The 22,526-nt window shown below is 44.0% G+C and carries 23 protein-coding genes; 13 read left to right on the plus strand and 10 right to left on the minus strand.

Annotation, left to right across the window (positions count from 1 at the left end):
• Window positions 1-7 precede the first annotated feature (7 nt).
• Window positions 8-1,105, plus strand: a complete 1,098-nt coding sequence (locus M472_RS42505; protein ID WP_021072058.1) for a hypothetical protein — start codon at window positions 8-10, stop codon at window positions 1,103-1,105.
• Here M472_RS42505 and M472_RS42510 read toward each other — a convergent pair.
• Entirely contained in the window at window positions 1,094-2,575 is a 1,482-nt protein-coding gene (locus M472_RS42510) for a glycoside hydrolase family 130 protein (RefSeq protein ID WP_021072059.1), read from the minus strand. The genes M472_RS42505 and M472_RS42510 overlap by 12 nt on opposite strands.
• A gap of 255 nt (window positions 2,576-2,830) precedes the next feature.
• Here M472_RS42510 and M472_RS42515 point away from each other — a divergent pair, with 255 nt between their 5' ends.
• The 6 genes from M472_RS42515 (at window position 2,831) to M472_RS42540 (ending at window position 8,803) form a co-directional block, all read left to right on the plus strand.
• A complete protein-coding gene (locus tag M472_RS42515; RefSeq protein WP_144062795.1) occupies window positions 2,831-5,038 on the plus strand; it encodes a hypothetical protein in 2,208 nt (735 codons plus the stop codon).
• A complete protein-coding gene (locus M472_RS42520; protein ID WP_158499944.1) occupies window positions 5,035-5,772 on the plus strand; it encodes an SDR family oxidoreductase in 738 nt (245 codons plus the stop codon). The genes M472_RS42515 and M472_RS42520 overlap by 4 nt, the downstream gene beginning before the upstream one ends.
• 21 nt (window positions 5,773-5,793) lie before the next feature.
• Window positions 5,794-6,447 (plus strand): DUF6766 family protein, encoded by a 654-nt coding sequence (locus M472_RS42525; RefSeq protein ID WP_021072063.1) that lies wholly within the window; start codon window positions 5,794-5,796, stop codon window positions 6,445-6,447.
• A 269-nt stretch (window positions 6,448-6,716) separates the two neighbouring features.
• A complete protein-coding gene (locus tag M472_RS42530; RefSeq protein WP_021072064.1) occupies window positions 6,717-7,454 on the plus strand; it encodes a DUF6036 family nucleotidyltransferase in 738 nt (245 codons plus the stop codon).
• Window positions 7,455-7,461: 7 nt separating this feature from the next.
• Window positions 7,462-8,196: a metallophosphoesterase family protein gene (locus tag M472_RS42535; protein ID WP_021072065.1), complete on the plus strand. Its 735-nt coding sequence runs from the start codon at window positions 7,462-7,464 to the stop codon at window positions 8,194-8,196.
• 46 nt (window positions 8,197-8,242) lie between these two features.
• The gene (locus tag M472_RS42540) at window positions 8,243-8,803 is read left to right on the plus strand and encodes a type 1 glutamine amidotransferase domain-containing protein (RefSeq protein ID WP_021072066.1); all 561 of its coding nucleotides are present in this window, start codon (window positions 8,243-8,245) and stop codon (window positions 8,801-8,803) included.
• 64 nt (window positions 8,804-8,867) lie between these two features.
• Here the strand turns inward: M472_RS42540 and M472_RS45685 are convergent, their stop codons facing one another.
• The 4 genes from M472_RS45685 to M472_RS42560 form a co-directional block, all read right to left on the minus strand.
• Window positions 8,868-9,032 carry a hypothetical protein gene (locus M472_RS45685; RefSeq protein WP_200859647.1) on the minus strand — a complete coding sequence of 55 codons (165 nt, stop codon included), beginning with the start codon at window positions 9,030-9,032 and terminating at the stop codon, window positions 8,868-8,870.
• Between the two features lie 126 nt (window positions 9,033-9,158).
• The gene (locus tag M472_RS42550) at window positions 9,159-9,365 is read right to left on the minus strand and encodes a hypothetical protein (protein WP_021072068.1); all 207 of its coding nucleotides are present in this window, start codon (window positions 9,363-9,365) and stop codon (window positions 9,159-9,161) included.
• Between the two features lie 215 nt (window positions 9,366-9,580).
• Window positions 9,581-9,985 carry a DUF5675 family protein gene (locus M472_RS42555; RefSeq protein WP_021072069.1) on the minus strand — a complete coding sequence of 135 codons (405 nt, stop codon included), beginning with the start codon at window positions 9,983-9,985 and terminating at the stop codon, window positions 9,581-9,583.
• Window positions 9,986-10,209: 224 nt separating this feature from the next.
• Entirely contained in the window at window positions 10,210-10,968 is a 759-nt protein-coding gene (locus tag M472_RS42560; RefSeq protein ID WP_021072070.1) for a hypothetical protein, read from the minus strand.
• A gap of 376 nt (window positions 10,969-11,344) precedes the next feature.
• Between M472_RS42560 and M472_RS42565 the strand changes: the two genes are divergently transcribed.
• A complete protein-coding gene (locus M472_RS42565) occupies window positions 11,345-11,539 on the plus strand; it encodes a hypothetical protein (RefSeq protein WP_021072071.1) in 195 nt (64 codons plus the stop codon).
• Between the two features lie 29 nt (window positions 11,540-11,568).
• Here the strand turns inward: M472_RS42565 and M472_RS42570 are convergent, their stop codons facing one another.
• The gene (locus M472_RS42570; RefSeq protein ID WP_021072072.1) at window positions 11,569-12,699 is read right to left on the minus strand and encodes a hypothetical protein; all 1,131 of its coding nucleotides are present in this window, start codon (window positions 12,697-12,699) and stop codon (window positions 11,569-11,571) included.
• Between the two features lie 261 nt (window positions 12,700-12,960).
• On the opposite strand from M472_RS42570, the gene M472_RS42575 reads away from it, so the two are divergent.
• The 3 genes from M472_RS42575 (at window position 12,961) to M472_RS42580 (ending at window position 14,061) form a co-directional block, all read left to right on the plus strand.
• Window positions 12,961-13,404: a hypothetical protein gene (locus tag M472_RS42575; RefSeq protein WP_021072073.1), complete on the plus strand. Its 444-nt coding sequence runs from the start codon at window positions 12,961-12,963 to the stop codon at window positions 13,402-13,404.
• Between the two features lie 65 nt (window positions 13,405-13,469).
• Entirely contained in the window at window positions 13,470-13,700 is a 231-nt protein-coding gene (locus M472_RS45310; protein WP_144062796.1) for a hypothetical protein, read from the plus strand.
• Window positions 13,701-13,842: 142 nt separating this feature from the next.
• Entirely contained in the window at window positions 13,843-14,061 is a 219-nt protein-coding gene (locus tag M472_RS42580) for a hypothetical protein (protein ID WP_021072074.1), read from the plus strand.
• A 63-nt stretch (window positions 14,062-14,124) separates the two neighbouring features.
• Here the strand turns inward: M472_RS42580 and M472_RS42585 are convergent, their stop codons facing one another.
• The 3 genes from M472_RS42585 to M472_RS42595 are packed head-to-tail and all read right to left on the minus strand — an operon-like array spanning window position 14,125 to window position 20,167.
• Complete coding sequence (locus tag M472_RS42585; RefSeq protein WP_081643234.1) at window positions 14,125-15,366, minus strand: TlpA family protein disulfide reductase; 1,242 nt, start codon at window positions 15,364-15,366, stop codon at window positions 14,125-14,127.
• Between the two features lie 4 nt (window positions 15,367-15,370).
• On the minus strand, window positions 15,371-16,726 hold the full coding sequence (locus tag M472_RS42590) for a RagB/SusD family nutrient uptake outer membrane protein (RefSeq protein WP_022829446.1): 1,356 nt from the start codon (window positions 16,724-16,726) through the stop codon (window positions 15,371-15,373).
• 12 nt (window positions 16,727-16,738) lie between these two features.
• On the minus strand, window positions 16,739-20,167 hold the full coding sequence (locus M472_RS42595; protein WP_081643235.1) for a SusC/RagA family TonB-linked outer membrane protein: 3,429 nt from the start codon (window positions 20,165-20,167) through the stop codon (window positions 16,739-16,741).
• Between the two features lie 667 nt (window positions 20,168-20,834).
• Here M472_RS42595 and M472_RS42600 point away from each other — a divergent pair.
• Window positions 20,835-21,170, plus strand: coding sequence for a hypothetical protein (locus M472_RS42600; RefSeq protein ID WP_021072078.1), 336 nt, complete (start codon window positions 20,835-20,837; stop codon window positions 21,168-21,170).
• Window positions 21,170-21,283 carry a hypothetical protein gene (locus tag M472_RS46030; RefSeq protein WP_394330235.1) on the plus strand — a complete coding sequence of 38 codons (114 nt, stop codon included), beginning with the start codon at window positions 21,170-21,172 and terminating at the stop codon, window positions 21,281-21,283. Before M472_RS42600 ends, M472_RS46030 begins: the two co-directional genes overlap by 1 nt.
• A 62-nt stretch (window positions 21,284-21,345) precedes the next feature.
• Here the strand turns inward: M472_RS46030 and M472_RS44795 are convergent, their stop codons facing one another.
• Window positions 21,346-22,524: a hypothetical protein gene (locus M472_RS44795; protein ID WP_021072079.1), complete on the minus strand. Its 1,179-nt coding sequence runs from the start codon at window positions 22,522-22,524 to the stop codon at window positions 21,346-21,348.
• Window positions 22,525-22,526: the final 2 nt, after the last annotated feature.

A 22,526-nucleotide genomic window follows, 5' to 3' on the forward strand; every position in this document is an offset into this window, starting at 1 on the left:
AAGATCAATGAAGCAAGAAGTACATACCCTCGACTCCATTTTTGATTTTGACATGCTGCAGGAGATCATCCCTGAGCTTCCAGCATTTGATCTCGCTCATATCCGCCGGATGACCAATCTGGTTTCTATCGTACAGCATGCGACCTATAGCATCCCCAATTACAAACACGGCTACTGTCTCGATGACACCGCACGGGCCCTGCTATTGACCACATTAGCTGCTCAGGTACACCCATCCGAGAAATATAAAAACCTCGCTTACACCTACCTTGCTTACATACAGTACATGCAGCGCGATTGTGGCCGATTCCGAAATCTCCTTTCCTTTGACCATCAGTTTTTAGATGAGTACGGTACCGAAGATAGCTACGGGCGTACCGTATGGGCATTAGGCCATTTCCTACGCTATAACCGTGAGCCTGAATTAGTTTTTCTCGCTGAAGCGATGCTGCAGCAGGCCCTCCCCCATTGTGTAGCGCTTAAATCTGTCAGAGCAGTAAGCTACACCCTCTTAGGGCTACAGCATTACTACGCTTCCAACCGATCGGACGATAAAATATTACCCTATATAAAACAGCTCAGCTATTACTTGGCCGATGAATATCAGGGCAGTCACAGCCCCGATTGGAACTGGTACGAGCAGGTACTTGCCTATGATAATGCGATTATTCCTTTAGCGGTACTGCGTAGCGGTGTACTGCTCAGACAAGAATCTTTACTGACCATAGGCCGACAGACAGCGGAATTTCTCGATGGCCTTATATTTGAAAAAGGATACCCCTCCACCATCGGAAATGAAAACTGGTATGTACGCGGTGGCAAACGGAGCACATTTGCCCAACAGCCTATAGAAGTGCCCTCGAGCATACTCCTATACAAAGAGCTTTTCAGCCTATCTGGCGATAATCACTATAAACAGCGTATGATCCAATGTCTACACTGGTATTTTGGAAAAAATGAACTTGGCCTTACCCTGTACGACCCACTCACAAAGGGCTGTTGCGACGGTTTAGAACGGTTCGGGCTGAATCTCAACCAAGGCGCAGAAAGCAGTCTCAGTTTCTGGCAAGCTTATCTACACCTATGTCACGGCCTAGACGGTTAGCGGTCTGAAATTGGTGAGCGCATCCAGTAAATCGTCCAAACATAAAGTCGCATAGGTAGATGCATGGTCAGACATCGCGTATGGAATTATTAAATGGCCATTATGCAGGATCTGACCACAAGAATAAACTACATTGGGGACATATCCTTCCCGCTCTTCGGCATTAGGATAGAGGAGCGGTTCACTCAGCTTGCCTACTATTTTTGTAGGATCTTCCAGATCAAGCAATATCGCTCCGAGCGTATACTCGCGCATTGGCCCTACGCTATGCGTCAATACCAACCAGCCTTTGGCGGTTTCTATAGGCGACCCGCAGTTGCCCAATTGCACAAACTCCCATGGGAATTCCGGTTCTTTGAGCAGCGTCACATCCTGCTGCCAATTTATCAAGTCTTCTGAAAAAGCGATGTAATTGCTTTCTCCATCTACCCGACACAACATCGCATATTTACCATTGATCTTTCTAGGGAAGAGTGCCGCTCCCTTATTGGCAATTTTGCCGTTAATAGGCTGTACTTTAAAACGCACGAAATCCGTTGTCGAAAGCAATTTGGGTAATATCGTGAGGCCATCATATGCTGTATAGGTCGCATAATACATCGGCCTCCCTTTATCACTGATAAACCGTACAAAACGGGCATCTTCAATACCATTCTTCTCCGTATCCGATATCGGGAATATTACTCTTTCCGATAAGGCCGTGTCCAAAGAATAAGTCATTTCATAATGCGACGAAGCTAGCCAGGTCATATGCGTCATCAACGTCTGGCCTTCCATATCCAGATTATTTTCCTGTTGGATCTCCTGCACAAAGCGGCGCAGCTCCTCATAGGTAAAACTATCGGTCAGCTTAGCGTTGATAAGATCCAGCATATCTTTTTCGGGGTCGTGTATCTGGAGTAATTTATCGATAAAATCCGACTTTAGATACCGGTGGCTTTTTACCTGCTTTGGTTTTTCCAATAGTCTGCCCACTTCTTCAACATGTACATTTAGCTCCTTGTCGATAATAGCCGATCGAAACACAATCGAAGACACATGCCCTTCCCCGGTCGCTCTAAAGCTCAGTATGATCCGTTTTTCACCATCCCGCAATTGCGTTTGATCGGGAGATTCGACGATCGAAGGGTTGAAAAAAGCGGCAGCTTCGACAGAATACTCCATTGTAAAATAAGCCCCGATCAGTAACCGTTCCCTTTGTGAATAATCGCGATCACGAAGCTCCAGATCCAATAACCTTCCTTCCGTACGTTTAAAGTTTTTTTCCCATATATCCAGTATACTCCGATGCCGCTTCGAAAAATTACGGAGAAGCTGATTCAGCATATCTGTCTGATCCTGCTTTGAGCTTTTTAGGATACGGTTTACTATTTTAGTGGTACGCTCAATATTTATATTAAAATATCTCGCCAGCACCCTTTTGGAATCGGGTTTGAAGAATATACTTTTACGGACTACCTGTAAGGACATAGTATCATATTTTTAGATTAGAACCATCCTTTTCCGTATTTAGTTTTGCACAGACTACTATTTTTCAATTCTTTCCTGATCCTAAGTTTCTGTACCAATCTCCGTATTTCCCTTCTCATTTTCAGTATATAATCTGACAACCAAAACATTATCTAAACGTTCATACAGCACATATTTAAAACTAGACGACATGGAAAACCAAGCATTCGAGTGGCCAAGTCTGTTCTTAAACCACAACACAGTTATATCTCTACTATGACGAACGTTTCTATAACAGCACAAGTAAGTAAATCGCATTTAATAAATGGCGAATATCATAGACTCTATCAGGACGATCTAGGGGGATACGATTACACACTCTTTCGGACACCTTCTGAAATTTTATTGGAAGTAAATCTTCGGAATGGCAGACTGCTCTTAGCCCGGCTGTCAGAACTTTCTGATCCCTCGAGTACAACAATCCACTGCAAAAGCATAGAATCTCATAGGCTTGACTTAGAGATTGAATGCAGCATAGGCCTATACCGTATTCATGTACAACTACATGGCGGTGAATCCGTATTTATACACTACACAATGCATTTGGAACCCAAAAATCATTTAACAAAGTTGCCCAACAATCCCGAAGTCTTGATCCTGGAAGATCAAAACTATAAGATACCGCCCGAGGGAACAACCTACCATATGCAAAAACAGCTAAGATCTGGTGCATGTTTCACCGATTTTGGACAAAAAAGTAAAGGTACCTTACTCTATTTTCAAGATCTCAGCTCATTAAACAAATATGCCGAGCATACCCAGCAGAGCTTAAGCGACGTCGTAAGTATGCAATGGCCAGAACTCGGCCTTTCACTCCCACAATCCGACCAACGTGCTATCCAAAAAGGAGAACGATATAAACTTTGCCACGCTTATCTTATATTCGAGCCCACGCAACCCAAAGATAGTATAGCGATGTCCCGACGTTACATACGGGGTCTAGCTTCCATATACGAACAGCTGGAACGTCCAGCCATCCGCACCCTTCCCCTGCCGAGATATGCTCACTATGCATTGCAAGGACTCGTCCGCACGCATGGCTGTTGGCAGCAGGTCGAAGAAAACGCCTATTTGAATGCCTACCTCAACGACTACGAAACGCCACCTGAGAGCATGGTACAGCTTGCTGTATTGACACCTCTGGTATTGCATAGTACGCTAGAGCGCTCCAACCATGCCCAACAGGTCATCGGTAGCCTTACAGCAGGTTTAAGTAATTTCTTCGACCCGATTCTGAAAGCCTTTGTACGGTGGATACCAAACAAGGAGCATCATCTCGATCATTCCGAAGAACAGAAGAAACCCCGTGTTATGGATTCCTGGTACCTCCAGCATCCATTGATCCAACTCGCCTCACTTCTTGAAGCCAAACATCTGGATGCGGACCTGGAAAATAAATTTTATCAATCCCTTCGATTCTGTATTAAGGTTGCTCACCATTTTGAGTACAACTGGCCCATCTTTTATGATCTGGATACCTTAGAAATCATTAAGGAAGAAGCACAGCCCGGTCAGGGCGGTGAGAAAGATGTCGCTGGCATGTACGCCTATTTAATGTTAAAGGCCTATACGCTGAGTGGCAAGAAGATTTATCTGACGGAAGCCAAGCGCGCAGCAAAAACTCTATTTCGATTTGGATTTGACCTTATCTACCAATCCAATAATACAGCATATGCTGCCGAGGCACTTTTGCAACTATGGGTATTGACAAAAGAAAAAAAGTATCTTGATTACAGCGAGCTATGTTTGGGCAACCTGTTACGCAATACCGGTATCTGGCAAAGAGCTTATGGTAATTCCAAAGAATACCCTACTTTTTTTTGCCTCTATCCATTGACTGATGCGCCTTATTCCGCTGTATTTGAAGAACAGGAAACGCTTGCCAGTTTTCACCGTTACCTGCGGATGGCACACACTGAAAAAGCGCCTGTAGCCGAGGACCTGCAAGCCCTGATGGCCGAATATACCTATTACGCATCTTGTCGACTGGCCTATTATCTACCATCGCTTTTACCCAAAGATATCTTAGCGACCAGGGTAAAAACCGGATATCTCGATGCGGAGCTATGGATGCCGATAGAAGATCTGGGTGATGGCTGGGAAGCTGTCGGGCAGGTAGGTCAAGAAGTATACGGAGCGGGCTTCCTATTTCAATTGATAAGATACCACTACCTATCTCTAGACGATACGAGCAGCTGCTGCTACATTGGTTACCCCTATATAGAAATCGACCGCAAAGATCAGCAGGTAAAGATACAGGTGCTCGGCAGCTCGGATTACGGCTGTATAGTGCAAGTGTACGGAATGAAAAGCAATGCCTGTACCATTACTTTAAAAGATGGATCACACTACGATCTAACAAAAGATAACAACCGCCTTAAAATAAAGGGCGCACAAGAAATCACTATAAAATGGAAATCATGAACAGACAAACGACTAAAAGGGTATTCCTGACGGGCGGTACAGCCGGGATAGGCCGCGCCACCGCATTACAATTGGCGGCCAAAGGCTACTATGTATTTATAATCGGCCGCAGTGCCGACAAGCTGGAAGATTTTCTGAAGGACGCAGCAGCTCAAGACCTACACCACAATATTGGCTATCTCCTGCAGGATCTCACTGACCAAGAGGCATTAGAACGCTTGCTTCCCGAGATCTGGTCATCACATGGTCCTTTTGATGTACTGATCAACAATGCGGCGCTGGGATTTGCAGGTGTATACGGTGTCGAAATCAATCAACTGTCATATATGACAAAAACAAACATGGACGCCTACCTCCTTTTATCCGGATTTTTTGCCCAACAGATGGCAGAATCCAATATTGCAGGAGATATTATCAACATTGGTTCGATGAGTGCGGATAGCCGGGAAGGAAAAAGCAGTGGCTATGTAGCGACCAAAGCAGGCATACAGGGATTTACAGAAGCACTGCGAAAAGAACTCAATCCTAAAAACATTCGTGTATCTCTTATTGAACCTGGTGCCGTGGGAACCGATATGCAGCCCTCCTCTCCTGAAGAACAGCGCGAACTGGAAGAAAAACTGGAAATGCTAAAAGCAGAAGATATCGCCGAGGCGATAAACTTTGTACTGGGTCAGGACCGACGAGTCTCTATCGTATCCATGCAAATAAAAGCCCTGCGGCAATTTATTTAATTCACCTCATAACGATGTACCATGAAACACCCTTTTTTATACCGGAACAGTCTATCCATCGTCTTTTTGGTGCTATTTGCTTTTGCCCTGTTAGCACAGGCTTACTTTGGATGGAAAGAGCAGCAGGAAACTTATCAAGAACATGGCGAATATCTTGCGCTGAGTTCTTACCTGCGCAGTGGCCATTTCGTTGCAGCTACTTTTGAAAATTTTCAAAGTGAATTTCTACAGATGGCGCTTTATGTAGTCCTGACTATTTTCTTACGGCAGATCGGGTCGGCCGAATCCAAGAGCCTGAACGAAAAAGAAGAAGTGGACAGAGAGCCTGTAAATCGCCCAGATGCGCCCTCTGCCGTAAAAAAGGGCGGGTGGCGCCTCGCCATCTATAAGCACTCCCTATCACTCGCCTTTTTGATGCTATTTATCTGTTCATGGATCGGTCATCTGTACGGTAGCTATCACAGTTTGTTGGAAGAGAACCGATTGGAAGGAAAAGCCCCTATTGCTATGCGCAAATTTTTAATGGAACCCCAATTTTGGTTCGAGACTTTTCAGAATTGGCAAAGCGAATTTCTCTCCGTAGCCTCCATTGTTATTTTATCCATTTACTTACGACAAAAAGGGTCTCCAGAATCAAAGCCTGTTGATAGTCCGCATATGGAAACCGGAAAATAAATTAAAGCGCTATGGATACCTGATATCTAAAAAACACAGCCATGAAAATGATAAACAAAATGCAAGGATATTATTACTTTCTTAGTGGTATCTGGCCCCTAAGACGCCTCCATTCAACTCGTCTTCATCGCTGGATACGTGTTTTTATATTACAAGCGTATTTTAAGCCACCTGCGAAGGCATAACAGCATCCCTCTAGATTAAGGTTTATAGGACTAAGGCAACGAAAATGGTTTATAGGTGTTCATTCTTTAAAAACACGATATTGCATGACAGAGAGCGAAAGATTAGAAGCAACATCCTTTTATAAAGATGTATTGCTATTGCTCCATGAGAGCGAATATGACTACATGCTAGGGGGTGCATTTGCAATGTACCACTATGCGGGCATCTACCGTGACACAAAAGATCTCGATATCTTTTGCAAAAGCAGTGAGTACCCAAAAATCCTCAAACTATTTGAGCAGGCAGGCTATCAGATAGAACTGACAGATGTCCGTTGGCTGGCCAAAGTCTTTAAAGGTTCCTATTTTATCGACATCATATTCGATAGCGTCAACCACATCTGCACTGTTGAAGACAGTTGGTATGAGCGTGCTATGGAAGGCCACTTTTCAGATATCCCTGTCCGCTTCATCCCTGTGGAGGAGCTGATCTGGTGCAAAATGTATGTTCAGAACCGCGAGCGTTATGATAATGCCGATATCAATCATATCCTGTTGAGATACGGGAAGCAGCTCGATTGGGACCATCTACTATATCGCCTGGACGGGCATTGGCATCTGTTACTGGCAGCTCTCTTGATATTCCAGTTTGTGTATCCTTCCGATTATCGGGATATCATTCCAAAAAGGATATTTGATGAATTGCTCGGCCGTGCCCAGGAACAATATGACCTTCCACCGCCCTTAGAAAAAGTATGCCGGGGCCCGCTTATCGATCAGACCCAGTACCAGGTGGATATCAAAGAATGGGATTACAAGTCCTATACCATTACTACAATCTAATTTTACTATGGAAAGAACCAAGAAAAGAGTAGCCGCTATGGCCGATATTCACGTCAAAACCAGCGATCGCGGTATATGGAAAGACACCTTTGAGCAACTAAATACAGAAGCCGATGTACTGATCATCTGTGGCGACCTTACCGACACAGGCGATGAGGATGAAGCCCGGGTGTTGGGTGAAGCTTTACATGGTCTGCATATTCCTGTAATAGGCGTATTAGGCAACCATGATTTTGAAAAAGGCCGTCAGAAAATTATTAAGCAGATCCTTACCGAGCATAAGATGACGCTCCTCGACGGCGAATTTACCGTTGCCAGCGACATAGGCTTTGCAGGCACCAAGGGGTTCGGCGGAGGATTCGATCAATTTATGCTGTCGATATTCGGTGAAGATATGATGAAGGAATTTGTCCATGAAGCTGTAAACGAATCCCTACAGCTCGACCGTGCGCTGACACGACTAGAACAAGAACATCCCGATTTGCCCAAAGTAGCCCTTTTACATTATGCGCCGATAAAAAACACCGTCAAAGGAGAACCCGAGCAATTATATCCCTTTCTCGGCTCCTCCCATCTTGCAGAAGCACTAAACAGGCGACAGGTCACTGTAGCCTTTCATGGTCATGCGCATGGAGGAACCATCTTTGGTCAGACATCAGGTAATATCCCTGTTTATAATGTAGCACTACCATTGCTCAGAAACGAGCATCCAGGCACCTCCTATATGATCGTGGAGGTATAAAGAAAGAGAACACACATGAATTTTTAAAAACAAAATAAGAAAAGTTATGACACAATTAACCGACAAAAAAATAGCGATCTTGGTCGCAGATGGTTTTGAAGAAGTAGAATTGACAAGTCCCAAAGAAGCCTTGGAGCAAGCAGGCGCCAAGGTAGAAATAGTATCCCTAAAATCCGGAAGTGTATGGGCTAAGGAAGGACTAGAATGGACGAATGATTATAAAGTAGATGTTAGTATAGATAGCGCATCGGTCGAAGCATACGATGGACTAATGCTTCCGGGTGGCGTGATCAGTCCAGATACGCTACGTACCAATGAACAGGCCTTAGCTTTTGTAACATCCTTTTTCAATAGTCATAAGCCGGTTGCCGCAATATGCCATGGGCCTCAGGTATTAATCAATGCTGAAGTGGTAAAAGGCCGGAAAATGACATCCGTCGAAGCGATAAAACTCGATCTTATCCACGCTGGAGCACAGTGGGAAGACACTGAAGTCATTGTAGACCAAGGATTGGTAACTAGCCGCACCCCAAAAGATCTCCCCGCCTTTAATCGAAAAATGATCGAAGAGTTTGCAGAAGGCAAACACAGCGGGCAAGATGCTTAAAGGTTAAACGCGTCCTTGATTAAAAGGACGCGTTCTGTTTTTAGCTAGCGCTGTTATTAATGTGTTACTGCCTTCGTCTCCTGTCCAGCAGCTGCGACATCAGATAGCTCACCAGCGTACCCAGCGCCGCCATGATCACCGTCTGTAATAAATCTCCAAGCGTAACCGACGCCCAGATACTACATAAAGTACCTCCTAAGGTACCTGCACGTATTTCGTTTAATTTCATGCCTTTTGATGTTATGGTGATTATAGTAGTTATGATAGTTATAAAGGCCTCGAAGAGATTACCTATTTTCGTCATTGCGCGGAGTGTAACGACAAAGCAATCTCATTCAATAACTAGATAACTCCGTTACTCTTCACTCTTTACTGGGTCACTTTTGTCACTCGTCACTCCGTCACTCCTTTCCTGCTCCTCCGTCTCACTCGTCATTGCCTCCAGTACCCCCAACCCTACAGCGACGTATTTGATAATATGCAGCGCCTTACCTGGCAGCTTGATCGGAGCCAGTAGCAACACCTGTACCGCCTGGCTTATTTTCTTGATGATTTTGTGCATTTTTTTTAATAATTAAAGTTAGAAGGGCTAGCGTTAAACCGTAAATAAGCTAAATCGTGAAGCCTTTACTTTTTAACAGTTTTACGATTTCACCCTTCCTAACTCTCTAACCTTGTAACTTTATAACCCTGTAACCTACTTTCTAACCTTGTAACTAGATAACTCGTTCACTCGATAACTTGTTAACATGATAACTCGTTCACTTGTTAACTCCCTCACTTAATAACCAAATACACCTCTCCACCCATATCCCACAGTCCATACACCAGTGCTTTCAGTTCGGCGAGTGCCTTTCGGCTTTCGGTTCCGGTACCTTCTCCTGTCAGCTTCGTAACAGGGGCTATACAGCCCAGTAGCTCCCGAGAGGCATCATTGGCAGCATGGATCAGGATCGCTTCCCGCCCCAGTACATTCGGTATGCCTATCTGTTCACCGTGCTTGGTATAGGTACGCTTGACCAACTTGTAGCGTCCCGTAGGGATGCAGCTCATGCGTGGCATGTTATTGCGCCAGGGCAATTCGATGGTATGACTGATCTGCTCGCCCTGATACGAGATCGTCCCATTTGTCCCCCGCTCTCCGTATATCCGTCGGAGATGTAAGGTGTGTTGATTGTTCATTGCTTTTTTAAGATTAAGTAATGGAGGTGAGCCTTATATCGGCCTAGAACTGTTACACAGGCTTCCCGAAGACAGGTTCGTAAACTATCTCGTCATCCCGACTAAAGTGGAGGGATCTAAAAGCTATATTTTTAACCCTATACAGCTAATAGACCTCTCCACAAGGTCGAGGTGACGGGTTAACGTAATTTACTTCACTCCTCTCACCTTCTCGTCACCTTCACTTATGGTCTGTCCACCGCTGCAAAAGTCAGCGCATTGTACAATCCGTTAGCCAGCGGATAGTAAGCACCGTTGACCTCCTGAAAGTACCCGATACCTACCAGTACGATCACCGCCTTGGCCGGATCAGCTGTCAGTGCTGCCGTCAGATCCACCTGCTCAGGGCCCATCGACAGCACATCGATGTACGGTGAGCTTTCGACCACGACAGGCACATCTTCCGAATCGGCACTGTACTCTAGTACAGCTAGGCTAAATCGTGCATGTGTGGCTCCCTCCAGCCTGGCGATCTTACTGCGAGGCGAAAATGCCCCCGTAGTCAGCGTCGCTTCACCCCCGGTACGGTCGTACGCATACTGCAGCTTACCGTAGAACACCGTCGTCAGCGAAGCCGTCGTGTTGCACTCCAGACCGGTCAGCATCGGCAGGTTCTCCGCCAGCACACGGCGCTCGCCACGCTCATTGACCGAATCCGCCTTGATCACGGCCGACATCCGCGACGATAGGCGCTGCGAGATACGGCTGTCCACATTCTGCTCAAAGAGCTCCCGCAGCTGATCGCGCATTTTTTTGGAGGCCGCCGCCGCACGACCAAACTCGGCGCCATTCTCCCGTGTACGCTGGAACCTGGGATCCGTTGCGATACGTTCGCCCGATACGCCACCTTTCATGCGTACCTGATAGCTGCCATCTTTCGTTTTGAAGAAAGTCAGATCCCCGATCTGCCCTTTCATCTTGATCAATCCTTCTAATCTTGCCATTTCATTTATCTGATGTTGACAGGTCAAAGATGGCACAGTCGATCCGAAACACTGTTCAGGATGGTCACATACAGGCCAAGTGCATACAAATAGTTCGATATGCGCGAAATGATCAGAAATGGCATTTGCAGCCCCTTTGATTATTAATTACTTTAGCCTCTGCCAACATACAAGGCCACGCTCCGGAGAGGGAGCCTACCGTATGCCAGGTGTATAGCCTAAGTATTGCCCAAGTATGCGTGAAGTATTAACAGTGTATAAGGAGAGTATTAAACCGACATACACTCTGCCTACTTCATCAACGCCTGACAGGAGCATACATACCGCACTGCACCCGCATGCCTACGCAGAGCAGGTCTTATAAAAATCAAGGAATATGAAACCACAAAGACTATGCATATACGCCCAGGACGTAAGCAATATCCTGGGCAAGAGCCTCTCCCAGTCGAGACGCATACTGACCTGTATCCGAGATGCCTACGGCAAAAAAGACAAGCAGTATGTCAGCATTGAAGAATTTGCAGAATATACAGGACTGGCGATAGAAGAGGTCAGGAAACACTGCAAGTGACCATAGCTACAAGGCATCTGTTGAGGGATTTAGATGCCTTTATTTCGCTCTGCCAGTGCCTTTGTGACTTTAGCACTTATCCCCTTCCAGCGATTCATAGACACCCTGATCGGTTCGTCCTGAAAGTCGACTTTCAGGATATTTCGACCATTCGTCTCTGGGCTCAATCCCGTCAGCGTGTGTGCGCCGACCAACAGATTACGCCCCACGTGTATCATATCCGTGTATATACCAGCCAGTTCCGTCAAGCTGCTTTCGGGGATCAAGATTTTTTCCTTCGTATTGAGAATCAGGTAAATTATAGGCTTCTTGTTCTGACGGTCTACAATCTGGAACCGACTGATCTCCTGCTGTGTAAAAAAACGGCTCTCTTTTCCCGGAGTACACAGTTCATAGATACGTTGCGGTTCCTGACTGAGTTTAATCTCCAACTGTGCGGTCTTATCCGCCAGCTCGGCGACCAGCGTGAGCTCCCGCTCCCGGAGCCCTTCCGCCTCTTTATGTAGCTTTTCATTTTCCAGCTGCGCGATCCGGAGCTGTTCCTCCAAGCCGTGCATCCTTTCCATCGCCAGGCGTAATTCCGTAACCGCTTCCTGTGTCTGTCCATGTGCCAGGGAAAGTTCCTCCGTGAGCGTATCGATCTTCTTCTTGTGCGTTGCGATTTTATTCAGCAGATATACAATATACCCCTGCCGATTCAGGATAACCAAGAATATCACAAACAGTGCATAGACAAAATGCATATACTCCGTCATCATCATCTCTGCACCGTATGCCAGCCAGAGGTAGAGCAGCAGCAGTGCAAATGGAATCATCACACCCTGCCACACCTGCAGCACCAGGCGGCGGCTCAGTTTCTTGTGCCAGTCATACCTGCGATCCAGTGTATAGCTTACCAGCATGACCCAGCCTATGATAGCTGCAATGATCAGCATCGCCTCTACTGCAGTAGCCCGTACTGCAGGACGCAGAATATACCTCACCGACATATCCTCAAAGGGAAATAAGGCATAAGCATAGCCCAGGAAAAAAGGCCACAGCGCTCCGATACGCCATCCATAATAAGGCGACAGTACAAAACGGAGAACACTTACAACTATCCTTTTCAACCGAGGCGGCAGGGAGAGACGATCGACACGCGACAAGAGGTTTTTCTTCATAATTTTGAGTTTAGGTAGCTCAATATTAGCTAATTATGACGATTATTTCAATTTTAAACTACCAATATGTAGCCTGATCACTACACTGTCACAGATATTTAACGTCTTCCCTCCCTGTTTTTGACACTTCCCGACATCGGGAAATACCCTCCCTCCATTTGGTACGGATTCCTTTCATTTCGGATATAAAAGCCTCTAGATTTGCTAAGGCCAAGGCACGATGCCTTAAGGACATTTTTGATAAACTTAAAATCAGATAATATGAAGAAACAATTCACATTGACCGGTATCGGTGTCGACGAATGGATCACCTACATCTATGCAGGTGGCGACCATCGTATTCATGAAGAGTGTGCCTATATCGCGCATGACTTTGTCGGGTGGATCAGCTACCGCTTTCAGCTGGCCGCCAGTCAGATCGAATTTGTGATCAGTCTGGGCGAGTTGGTGCACGAGTCCTACAGCAGCGATATACAGAATACGCTGCTGCTACGCGGCACCATCAGCCTGGACAAAGAGCAGGAACCCATTCTGTCCGATAAGATACAGAATGCCAAAGCCCAAAATCCCAAAGTCGTATGGAAGGAAAAGCAAAATGCTGTTGCGCGAGCGATGGCAACAGAAGGGAAGCAAAAAGACAAGCATAACGAGCAGAAGGCCAGCCTTCGGTTCCGTATCAGCTATCCGGATATAAACGTAAACTAGAGAAGCCAATAGCGGTGTACCCTCTCCCATTGCTACAGCCTCTCTCAGCGATAAATAATAACAGAATGAAAACGAAGACATACCATAGCCATCAGGTAGCCCCCAGTATGACTCCAGACAGAACCAATCACACTGGACACGATCTTACTATCGCTGTCTACACCATCGCCGTGCGATGCAGACTGGACTCAGCTGGAAAGGCACTCGCTGAGCTATGGCCTGTCGCCAGCCTTACCGTAGCCCGGTACAGGCGTAGATTTGCGGTATTCCCCCGTAGGATACGGGGAAAGATATGAAGCCCTGCTGTGATGCCTTTAAAAAAGCAGTACCCGATAGTCGGGACACGGCAGGCCGAGACGTACAGCTATTCTAGAACGATGTACGCGCTTGTAGCCAATATATAAACTGAATTGAGATAGTGAAAAGATCGGAGGAAAAATGGCATGGTTTGAATTAACCGGCTCTAGTCCTATCGCTCCTAGCAACTATACATTCCGTAACTCACCACCTACATGTGGTGGTCAAGATCAAATCTGTGCTGTACAGGCTAACAATGTCGGTGGACAACCCGACCTTACACCTGCATTGAAAGATGAGATGATCACGGCCTTACACGATGGCGTAGAGTCTACGAATGTAAAGTTACGGGACAGATAGTCTAGAGACCGATATAAAATTTTGGTTAAAGGGGTGGATGAAGAGTCCACCCCTTATTGTTTACTATTCCAAGTCTTCAAATACGAGAACCTCAACCTTTCTTAACTCTTCTTCTAATATCATCCCGTACTTTTTCAGCTGCTTATTCAAATTTTCAAGCGTAGAGAAGTCCTCTATCTTCATCCGGACGTCCGAATTAACCTCATCCACCACAGGAGGAAAACTATCCTTATAATCTATCATAAAGGCCAGTACCGAGGTACCTTCTAGCTCACCTTCGTCTGAAGACAGTTCCTTTTTCGCTTTAGGCAATCGCTTTAAGACAAGACAGGGTATTTCTTTTTCAGACCAATAGACACGAAGTCCAAGTGCATTGCTCAAATCCCCGATCATAATCTCTGCCAATTCTGACAGCTCCGTTTTTCTAGAATAGGTTCTATGGTAACTGATGCCATTGCTTAAAAGCCACTCATTCTTTCCCCCTTTCCCTAGGTAACGATATCTATCGTGTTCCTTAGCTTTCCATACTACCCGTTGCGCCTTCAACACAAAGGTGGGCTTTTTGATTTTGCTCCATGCAGCTACATAGGCTCCAAATATATCTGCATTATGAAAATAAACCTTCCCAACATTGCGTAAGCTATCCCATTCCATCTTAATGCCCTGCCATACCGCTCCGTCCTGATACCCCGTGATACGTAGTGATGTGATCAGGCCAGATTCGGGGACTGATCCCCCCAAAAGGGTATCCTCTGTTCCAAAATCAGATTTTAAAGGCAAGTTAATCTTGCCTTTAAAATAGAGTTCCTCTATATTTTGGCGTTGTACAAAATCAGAGAAAGTAACAGCCTGCACCTTGTTATTCAGTAGCCAAGCGGTATGTGGGATGCCCTGATGCGGAAAATAACTGCGCAATAAGGTGTCACTGTATATCGTGACGAGCTTAATGCTGTGTTCTCGGACATAGGGATGGCTAGCGAAAAACTTTTCGATGGTTTCTCTATCCTGCCATGTCACCAGTACGATCTGCAACTTATCCTCCATCTCCTCCTGTAGTTGCTGAAGATTAGGCATGGCTGCAATACAATTAACACAGTAGGTATCAAAGAAATCCAGTATCAACACTTTATCTTTTATACTTCCCAACGCTATCTCGCTTTTTTCATAGTTTAAAACTGGGAACACCGGAAGCGATGGTAGGGATTGTCCTACCTTTAGCTCCAAACTACGATTTATTGTACTCTGTGCTTTTCCTATTGCTCCATAGCAGAGGGAGAGCATTATAACTATTATAATCTTTTGCATAGTGTTAACGTTTGTTCTGTGGCATCCCTGATTCTGTAATCACCAAATCAGGAATCAATAAAGCATATTTAGGGGTATTCGGTTCTAAGGTATATATCTTACCATCGATCGTCCTATTCAGGGTTTTTCTAAAAGACTCCTCCTGATTCAGCCTCCGTAAATCGCCCCAACGTAGACCTCTAAACACCAATTCCTTTCTTCGCTCATTAATAATTATAGATAGTAACCGCTTTGGATCCGTTTCAGATACCGGGGCAAAATCCGTATGCACTATTCTATGCTCTAGGAGTTTATTAATGTCAGCCAAAGCCATAGCGCTTTTACCTGTCCTTACGGCCGATTCTGCCCGTATCAAATAAACCTCACTGCTCGTTAATCCCACAAAGGGAGCTCCTGTTGTATTATCATAAGACCCCTTAAAGGCATAAGTGCCTGCATCCGATTCGTTTTCCTCAAAAAACAACTTTTTGCGAAGATCGGAATCCTCATAACTTGTAAACAGCTCCGGAGTAATACGCGCATAATAGGGGCCTAATGCATTAGTGAATACCATGGTAGCTGCAAAAAGAACCTCTTTGTTAAAACGGGCGATTGGTAATGGTGATTCCGCATCTAGCTCCTGATAGTTCAAAAGATCACTTTTGAACATCAGACAAGAGTCAGCATAACGATAAGCTTTTTCATAGTCTTGCATATCGAGATAAACGCGGGCCAGACCAGCATACGCCGCCGCTTTATGTGGCCTTCCGCTACGAGGCTCTGTGATCGGCAGTTGCTTGATGGCATCCTTATAATCTGCTATAATCTGATCGTAGGTCGCCTGTAAGGTGCTGCGCACAGATTTGTAATCCAATGCAGGACTCAGTCGAAGCGGTATACCCAGTTCCTGATCTGCGGTACTGGATTGATAAGGCAAAGTATATACACCAGCCAACTGATGCAAAGCAAAGGCTCGGAAGAAGTGCGCTCCACCGAGTACATGACCATAGCGTACCGGTTCCATATTCCGCGCTACATTATCCAATATCTCCAGCACCTGATTGGCTACATAAACCGTTTTATAGGCATTCTGCCACTGCGTATGCATCATCATAATCTGATCCGACCAGGTATATGCAGCCTTCTCGTCTTCCTCGGGCAAGGCATTCCAGTCTTCAGTATTCAAGTAGTACTCATCACAGGCCACCTGACCTAGACTCGGATATCCTGTATTCATCGTACTGTAATCACTAAGTAACAGATCGGCATGATTGAGGGTATTGGGGACAGCCATTTTCTGATCCGGCTTAAGTTCCAAAAATTCAGCGCAGCCCATCATGGTCAAAGTCACGAATAGGCTATATAATAGTATCGTTTTCATCTTAGATTGTCTTTATAAGTTAAAATTGAATCCCAGTGAGGTATACATCGGATCAGGCACAGACATACCATATTCTGGATCAATCCCTAGTTTATTTGCACGCCATATTGTCCCTACATTTTGTATATAGGCATATACCCGGGCATTCTTCAAGCCGACCCGTTTGAGCTGACCTAAGTTATAGCTCAGTTGGATATCCCGCAGTTTGATCTGATCCCCCCGTTCGACCAATGCAGATGAATAATAGTAGAGATCGGACGCAGCGCTAGAATTAGGATATACAAAGGCGGGCACATTGGTCCATTGCTCATCCCCCGGTTTTTGCCACCTCTTGGCATAGTCGGCATGTCCTACGTCATTATTGATAAAAAAGCTATTGTAAAACGAAGTACGTACAAACTTAAAGCCCAACTGATAGGAGATGTTAAAGGATAGTTCTAGTTTTTTATATGTGAAACCATTGCGCAGAGAGCCAAAATAAGTTGGCTTAGAAGAACCATGATTATCCAGATCATCTACTTCCGAACCGTATACTATCCCGAAATAGTCATCTGACACCTCACCATTCAGATAACCTCTAGGCATGCCTGTATTGGGATTCAGTCCTGCCCATTTGTAGGTCAGTAGGCTATAGAGATCATATCCTTCTATAGGTGTCCTCGCACCATAAAACGATCCCGATCTAAAACTATCTGACCTACGGTCAGCATTGTACGATTTAGTGACTTTGGTTCTATTATAAGCAAAGACGAGATTAGAATTCCATCTGAAGTTCTGCTTTTGGATATTTATCGTATTCATAGCGATATCCATACCTCTCCCGTCCAGGTCGGCCGAATTAATGGCTAGGGTAGAATATCCTGTAGAAGGATCCAGTTTTGCCCCTGCAATCAGGTCTTTTGGTCGCTTGATATAATATTCTATTGCCCCCGTAACACGGTTTTTAAAGTTAAAATCCAAGCCCATGTTGAGCATACCCACACGCTCCCAGCGCAGAGATGGATTGGGGGGCGATTGCATCTGTGCATAGGGATTACCAGTGATATAATGAGGTGTGGACTCCACCCTGATGATCGGGTAAGCAGCAGTGCTGTTGTTGACATTACCATTATAACCATAGGTGGCACGTAATTTCAATGACGGAAAAACCGATTCATCTATAAAATCTTCTTTAGATAATGACCAAGCTCCCCCAAATGACCAGAACGGCTGGAATTTATCATTTGTCTTTACACCAAATAGATTGGAAGCATCTTGTCGCGCACTCCCACTCACTGTATAGCGTCCATTGTAGGTATAAGAGGCATTAGCAAAATAGGATACATAGCGATTGGTATAGGATTCTACCTGCGAGAAGTCCTCTAGTCTAGTTGTCCCGGCTATCCCGTTAAGAGTACGGATCTCCTTACCATACTCTACAGGAATATGGGTCAGTGTCTCGGGGTCGTATCCAAAGAATACGGCACTTTTCATACTACTGCCGATCTGCCTTATCTCCCCACCTGCTATAGCATATAGACTATGCCTTTCAGACCAATCTTTATTATAATCCACCTGTGCACGTCCCTGATGCATTTTATTCGTTCTATAAAGCGTATTCATCATATCCCCCACAGGTATATTCCATATTACTTCGTCCTTATTCCAGCCTGCCCTATAATTGATATATTGCCTATGATAGACCGATCCGATCCCCTTCCATACCTCAGTGGGCTGACTGGCAAACTGATAAGCATATAATCCCGAAACCTTGAGCGAAGGCGATACTTGATAGGCAGCCAGCATATTGATAAAAGTCTCTCTGATATTGGTTATCTCGTGTGTCTCATAAAGCTCTTTCAATGGTCTGTACTGCCAGTCGAGGAGTCTCCCTCCTGCTACCGTATCCCTAAATGTCGGGTTATATGCTATAGCATCCACGATCAGTGGATTGCCCTGCTCATCGGCAAGCCGCATATAGGGATAGTTGCCCTCTCCTCTAGCCATTAGATTTAATCCCATTGGTCTTTCACTATCTTTCTTCTTGGACTCCGTATAGGTAATTCCTATATCCAGACTCAGATTTTTGATCGGACGCAGCTGTGTGTTATTCTTAACTGTTAGCCTACTGTAAGAAGATGTCACCAATTCCTGAAGATTCTTGTCATAGCCCAACGAAAAGGAAGTATTTATCTTTTCCGAGCCACCCCGTAGCTGTACGCTGTACTGCTGTTTAGTAGAATTACGATAGATATACTTCAGAAAATCGTCACGAAGATCTATAGTTCCCAGATAATCGAGTTCTTGCTCCAAATCCGCGTCATCTATCTCCTTGTTTTTATGTTTCTTTAATAGCTGTATCACGGGAGTTAGTCCTGAACTATACCTGTTCATTCTACTATTCCAATATCCTTTGTCAAACAGAAACCTTTCGGCTTCGATATAATCCGAGCTACGCATCTGAGGATAGTAGTAGAGATCAGGCTTCTGCCCCATAGTTACATTGCTATTTACGGACAATTCAAAAGGTTGATTGTACCTACCACGCTTCGTGGTAACTATTATCACACCATTACCTGATTGAGCTCCCCATATAGACGAAGCTGCCGCATCTTTTAGTACGGTTACATTTTCAATGTCATTTGGATTAATATTATAGAAAGTACCTGTATACTGATCAAATGACCATTGATAAGGAACACCATCAACAACAACCAAAGGATTAAGTTCAGAATATATAGTACTTTCCCCCCTCACCTTCACCCCCAAATACCTCCCTCTATTAGGGGCATATGTTTTGTCGGAAACCATGCCTGGCACTACGTCCTCTAGCCTGCTTACAAAGTCCGTCGATACCTTCCGGTTAAATAATGCCGAGTCGATAAATTCAAAGCTCCCCGTAGCTCTTTCCTTGGGTATCTTCTGGTATCCGGTAGATAGGACTTCGACTTCTTCGATCTGTTTTTCATTGGCCTGTAGGGCGATATTCAATATTGTAGCTGTATTCTCATAGGCAACCCGTTGCTCCTTATATCCGATATGTTTTATAGTTAATATCCCTGTAGGCTTATCCACGCCGATGGTAAACCTGCCCTCCTTATCCGTGCGCGCATGCTTCTTCTCTACTGTGACCGAAGCCCCTTCGATAGGCTTTCCATCTTGATGAGATGATACTATACCTGTCAGTACGGTTTGAGTTAGGCCTTTGGTCCCGAGTTCACCTCGGGATCCTTGAGCCACCGCTTGTGTAAACACAAGCGAACTAAACAACACACAGAAAATCATTAATACCATCTGCCCCACTATCCCCTCGTCATTGCGAGGAGCTTGGCGACGAAGCAATCTATCACTATTATTTATTTCTTTTGGGCGACCAGAACGGTCTTGATAACTCGTTAACATGTTAACTCGTTCACTTTTCCCAAAGGGCAGTTCTCTCCCACCCCTAAAAAATTGTCTCATTTTTTGGATTCATTAGGTGTGACCTAATGAGGGCGGGTCAGAGCGTTACTTTTATAAACAATCTACACGTACCTGATCCTCGATCAGGTCACACTGTTTTAAATAAAAAATTAATTGAATGAAATCGAGGAAATGCCTTTGCGGTCTATAATTGGGATCTTAGGTTTTAATTGGCAAATACAACGATCTAAGTCGTTAAGAATGACTTCTGCTCCTTTAGCCTTAAGGAGGCACTTTAATCGCTTTTCTTGCTTGATTTTTTTTCATAACCCGTTATAGTAACGAGTCTAGGACGAGCAGTAACAATAAGTGTGGGACTACACGCCGTGGTTGCGAAAAGTTTCTGAAGCCTGACGTAACACGGACTGACAGTAGGCCCACACCTATCTTACTGAGCAAATATAAGAAAATGCTATAAGTTAAGAATAGATATGGGTATTTAAACTACCATCCTGCGTTACGGCTTCAGAAATGCAACCGCAAGACTCTTTATTTTAAATACTAAACAAATAAAGACAATACATCCTTATTAACAAACCAAATATACAAAAAAAACAACAAAAACAACATTAAAAAGAACAAATAATTCTTTTACGAGAACAATACAAACTTATTATCTGTATTGAATTCATTATATAACCAACTTGTCTAAATTAAATTTATCACTATGGCAATTTGGGAAAACAAATTCACAACAGAAATCAAGCTTGATCCAGTTTTCGCAGCTTTAAAATCTTTAATTTCAGACGGAACAATTACCGAAATGATTTCCCTTCGAGAGTACAGTCCAACTAAACTTATGGCAGTGCTCAAAATGAATCATCAAACCTTTATTGAAAAATGTGAAGAACCTTGGAAATTCTCAACCGAACACATTCTACTATTATCTTATATAATTGACATTGATCCGATTCTTCTCTTTGAAATAATTCAAAAGGAATCTTTAAATCATCTCAAAAAACAAGCAGGTGTTTATCTCGACAAGATACAAAAAAAGAAGTAATCGCAAAAGGTAAAGACTTAACGACTGAAACTGTAAGAAAAGAACTTGAAAGAATGTATGCAGATAGACTTTTAGAAAGAGAAGGCAGATCTGGTGCGGGAGCAGTATTCTAATATAAGGTTAAGAAATAACTATCTAAGCAAGACTATTTGATAATTACGTCATAAAGAATAGTTTAATCATCATGGCTTACTACGTAGAAAATATCCTCGTATTGGGTATTAAGAATTTCACAAATTTTTTGAGCTAAAAAAGATTTATAATCTAAGCTTTGAGCATGCGGAGCAAGGTTAAAAATATCTTTAAGGGCATACTGACCATTATATACAAAAACCATATCATTCTCAAAAAGGTAGCGCACCGTTGGGTTATCGGTGTCGACACTAACAATATTACACCAACCACAGAATCCAGAATCTCTATGCTTTTTCAGATATTCTTCCCCCAATCTTTTAGCCTCGCTCCTACAAAAATCCAACACCTTGTGCAATGTTTCAATTCTTTCTTGCTCTAAAGGCGTATACTTGAAAGTATAAAATGCCGCCTCCGATAAGTCTTCTATGCTTTTGACTTTTCCTCCATTAAACTCTTTTAATGCAAGGTCTAAAACAAGAAATTTAATTTTCGAGGAAAACTCTCCGAAAGGAGTATATCCACCTTCCTGTATTGTTCTAACATGTCGTTCCAATGCCAGTGCCTCTGTCTTACTTTTTACAATGAGAATAACTTCACTAAAATCATCAACATCAAAAAGATGAAGGCCATCGAGATAAAGTTCATCATTAATCCATATTTCATCCTGCCCAATGATTCGCCATTCTCTTTCGTGAGTCCAATCTATTTCCTTTTTTTCGCCCAATTGAAAAGCTACATAACGATACTGTTCTTTTATGGGCAGAATAGAATCTTTAATAATCCTAAAACTCGAATTATCGTTTGAGGATTCGTCAAATTCAAAATTATTGTTTGCTGAAAGACCGTAAATTACTGGCCTCCCTCCTCGTTTAAAAAATTCATTTTTTCTAATAGCGATTCCATAATTAGATACTCGATAAGTATTCCTTCTAACATTACGATACTCTAACAGATTAACAATCGGCATTTCGGTAAAACAAATCGCGGGTTCAAATCCATAGATCGTTGCTTTCCCACGTCTAAAGGAAAAACTCCCTCTAAGACCTCCTTCCGAAACGATGTTAAATAAACATTCCATCTCTGTCATGCTAGCCGTATTATTATCTTCAGCAAACCACATTTGGCCCCCAAGCTCATAAACAAATGGAAGATCTTTGATATCTTGCCTTCGCAAAAAATGGATTATATACTCCGAAATATCCGTTCTTTTCAATGCCATAA

Source organism: Sphingobacterium paucimobilis HER1398 (genome assembly GCF_000416985.1).
Classification (GTDB): Bacteria; Bacteroidota; Bacteroidia; order Sphingobacteriales; family Sphingobacteriaceae; genus Sphingobacterium; species Sphingobacterium paucimobilis.

Excerpts from the sequence above, each read along its gene's own strand:
- M472_RS42505 (WP_021072058.1), top strand. The coding sequence starts at position 8 with ATGAAGCAAGAAGTACATACCCTCGACTCCATTTTTGATTTTGACATG.
- M472_RS42510 (WP_021072059.1), bottom strand. The coding sequence starts at position 2,575 with ATGTCCTTACAGGTAGTCCGTAAAAGTATATTCTTCAAACCCGATTCC.
- M472_RS42515 (WP_144062795.1), top strand. The coding sequence starts at position 2,831 with ATGACGAACGTTTCTATAACAGCACAAGTAAGTAAATCGCATTTAATA.
- M472_RS42520 (WP_158499944.1), top strand. The coding sequence starts at position 5,035 with ATGAACAGACAAACGACTAAAAGGGTATTCCTGACGGGCGGTACAGCC.
- M472_RS42525 (WP_021072063.1), top strand. The coding sequence starts at position 5,794 with ATGAAACACCCTTTTTTATACCGGAACAGTCTATCCATCGTCTTTTTG.
- M472_RS42530 (WP_021072064.1), top strand. The coding sequence starts at position 6,717 with ATGACAGAGAGCGAAAGATTAGAAGCAACATCCTTTTATAAAGATGTA.
- M472_RS42535 (WP_021072065.1), top strand. The coding sequence starts at position 7,462 with ATGGAAAGAACCAAGAAAAGAGTAGCCGCTATGGCCGATATTCACGTC.
- M472_RS42540 (WP_021072066.1), top strand. The coding sequence starts at position 8,243 with ATGACACAATTAACCGACAAAAAAATAGCGATCTTGGTCGCAGATGGT.
- M472_RS45685 (WP_200859647.1), bottom strand. The coding sequence starts at position 9,032 with ATGAAATTAAACGAAATACGTGCAGGTACCTTAGGAGGTACTTTATGT.
- M472_RS42550 (WP_021072068.1), bottom strand. The coding sequence starts at position 9,365 with ATGCACAAAATCATCAAGAAAATAAGCCAGGCGGTACAGGTGTTGCTA.
- M472_RS42555 (WP_021072069.1), bottom strand. The coding sequence starts at position 9,985 with ATGAACAATCAACACACCTTACATCTCCGACGGATATACGGAGAGCGG.
- M472_RS42560 (WP_021072070.1), bottom strand. The coding sequence starts at position 10,968 with ATGGCAAGATTAGAAGGATTGATCAAGATGAAAGGGCAGATCGGGGAT.
- M472_RS42565 (WP_021072071.1), top strand. The coding sequence starts at position 11,345 with ATGAAACCACAAAGACTATGCATATACGCCCAGGACGTAAGCAATATC.
- M472_RS42570 (WP_021072072.1), bottom strand. The coding sequence starts at position 12,699 with ATGAAGAAAAACCTCTTGTCGCGTGTCGATCGTCTCTCCCTGCCGCCT.
- M472_RS42575 (WP_021072073.1), top strand. The coding sequence starts at position 12,961 with ATGAAGAAACAATTCACATTGACCGGTATCGGTGTCGACGAATGGATC.
- M472_RS45310 (WP_144062796.1), top strand. The coding sequence starts at position 13,470 with ATGAAAACGAAGACATACCATAGCCATCAGGTAGCCCCCAGTATGACT.
- M472_RS42580 (WP_021072074.1), top strand. The coding sequence starts at position 13,843 with ATGGCATGGTTTGAATTAACCGGCTCTAGTCCTATCGCTCCTAGCAAC.
- M472_RS42585 (WP_081643234.1), bottom strand. The coding sequence starts at position 15,366 with ATGCAAAAGATTATAATAGTTATAATGCTCTCCCTCTGCTATGGAGCA.
- M472_RS42590 (WP_022829446.1), bottom strand. The coding sequence starts at position 16,726 with ATGAAAACGATACTATTATATAGCCTATTCGTGACTTTGACCATGATG.
- M472_RS42595 (WP_081643235.1), bottom strand. The coding sequence starts at position 20,167 with ATGAGACAATTTTTTAGGGGTGGGAGAGAACTGCCCTTTGGGAAAAGT.
- M472_RS42600 (WP_021072078.1), top strand. The coding sequence starts at position 20,835 with ATGGCAATTTGGGAAAACAAATTCACAACAGAAATCAAGCTTGATCCA.
- M472_RS44795 (WP_021072079.1), bottom strand. The coding sequence starts at position 22,524 with ATGGCATTGAAAAGAACGGATATTTCGGAGTATATAATCCATTTTTTG.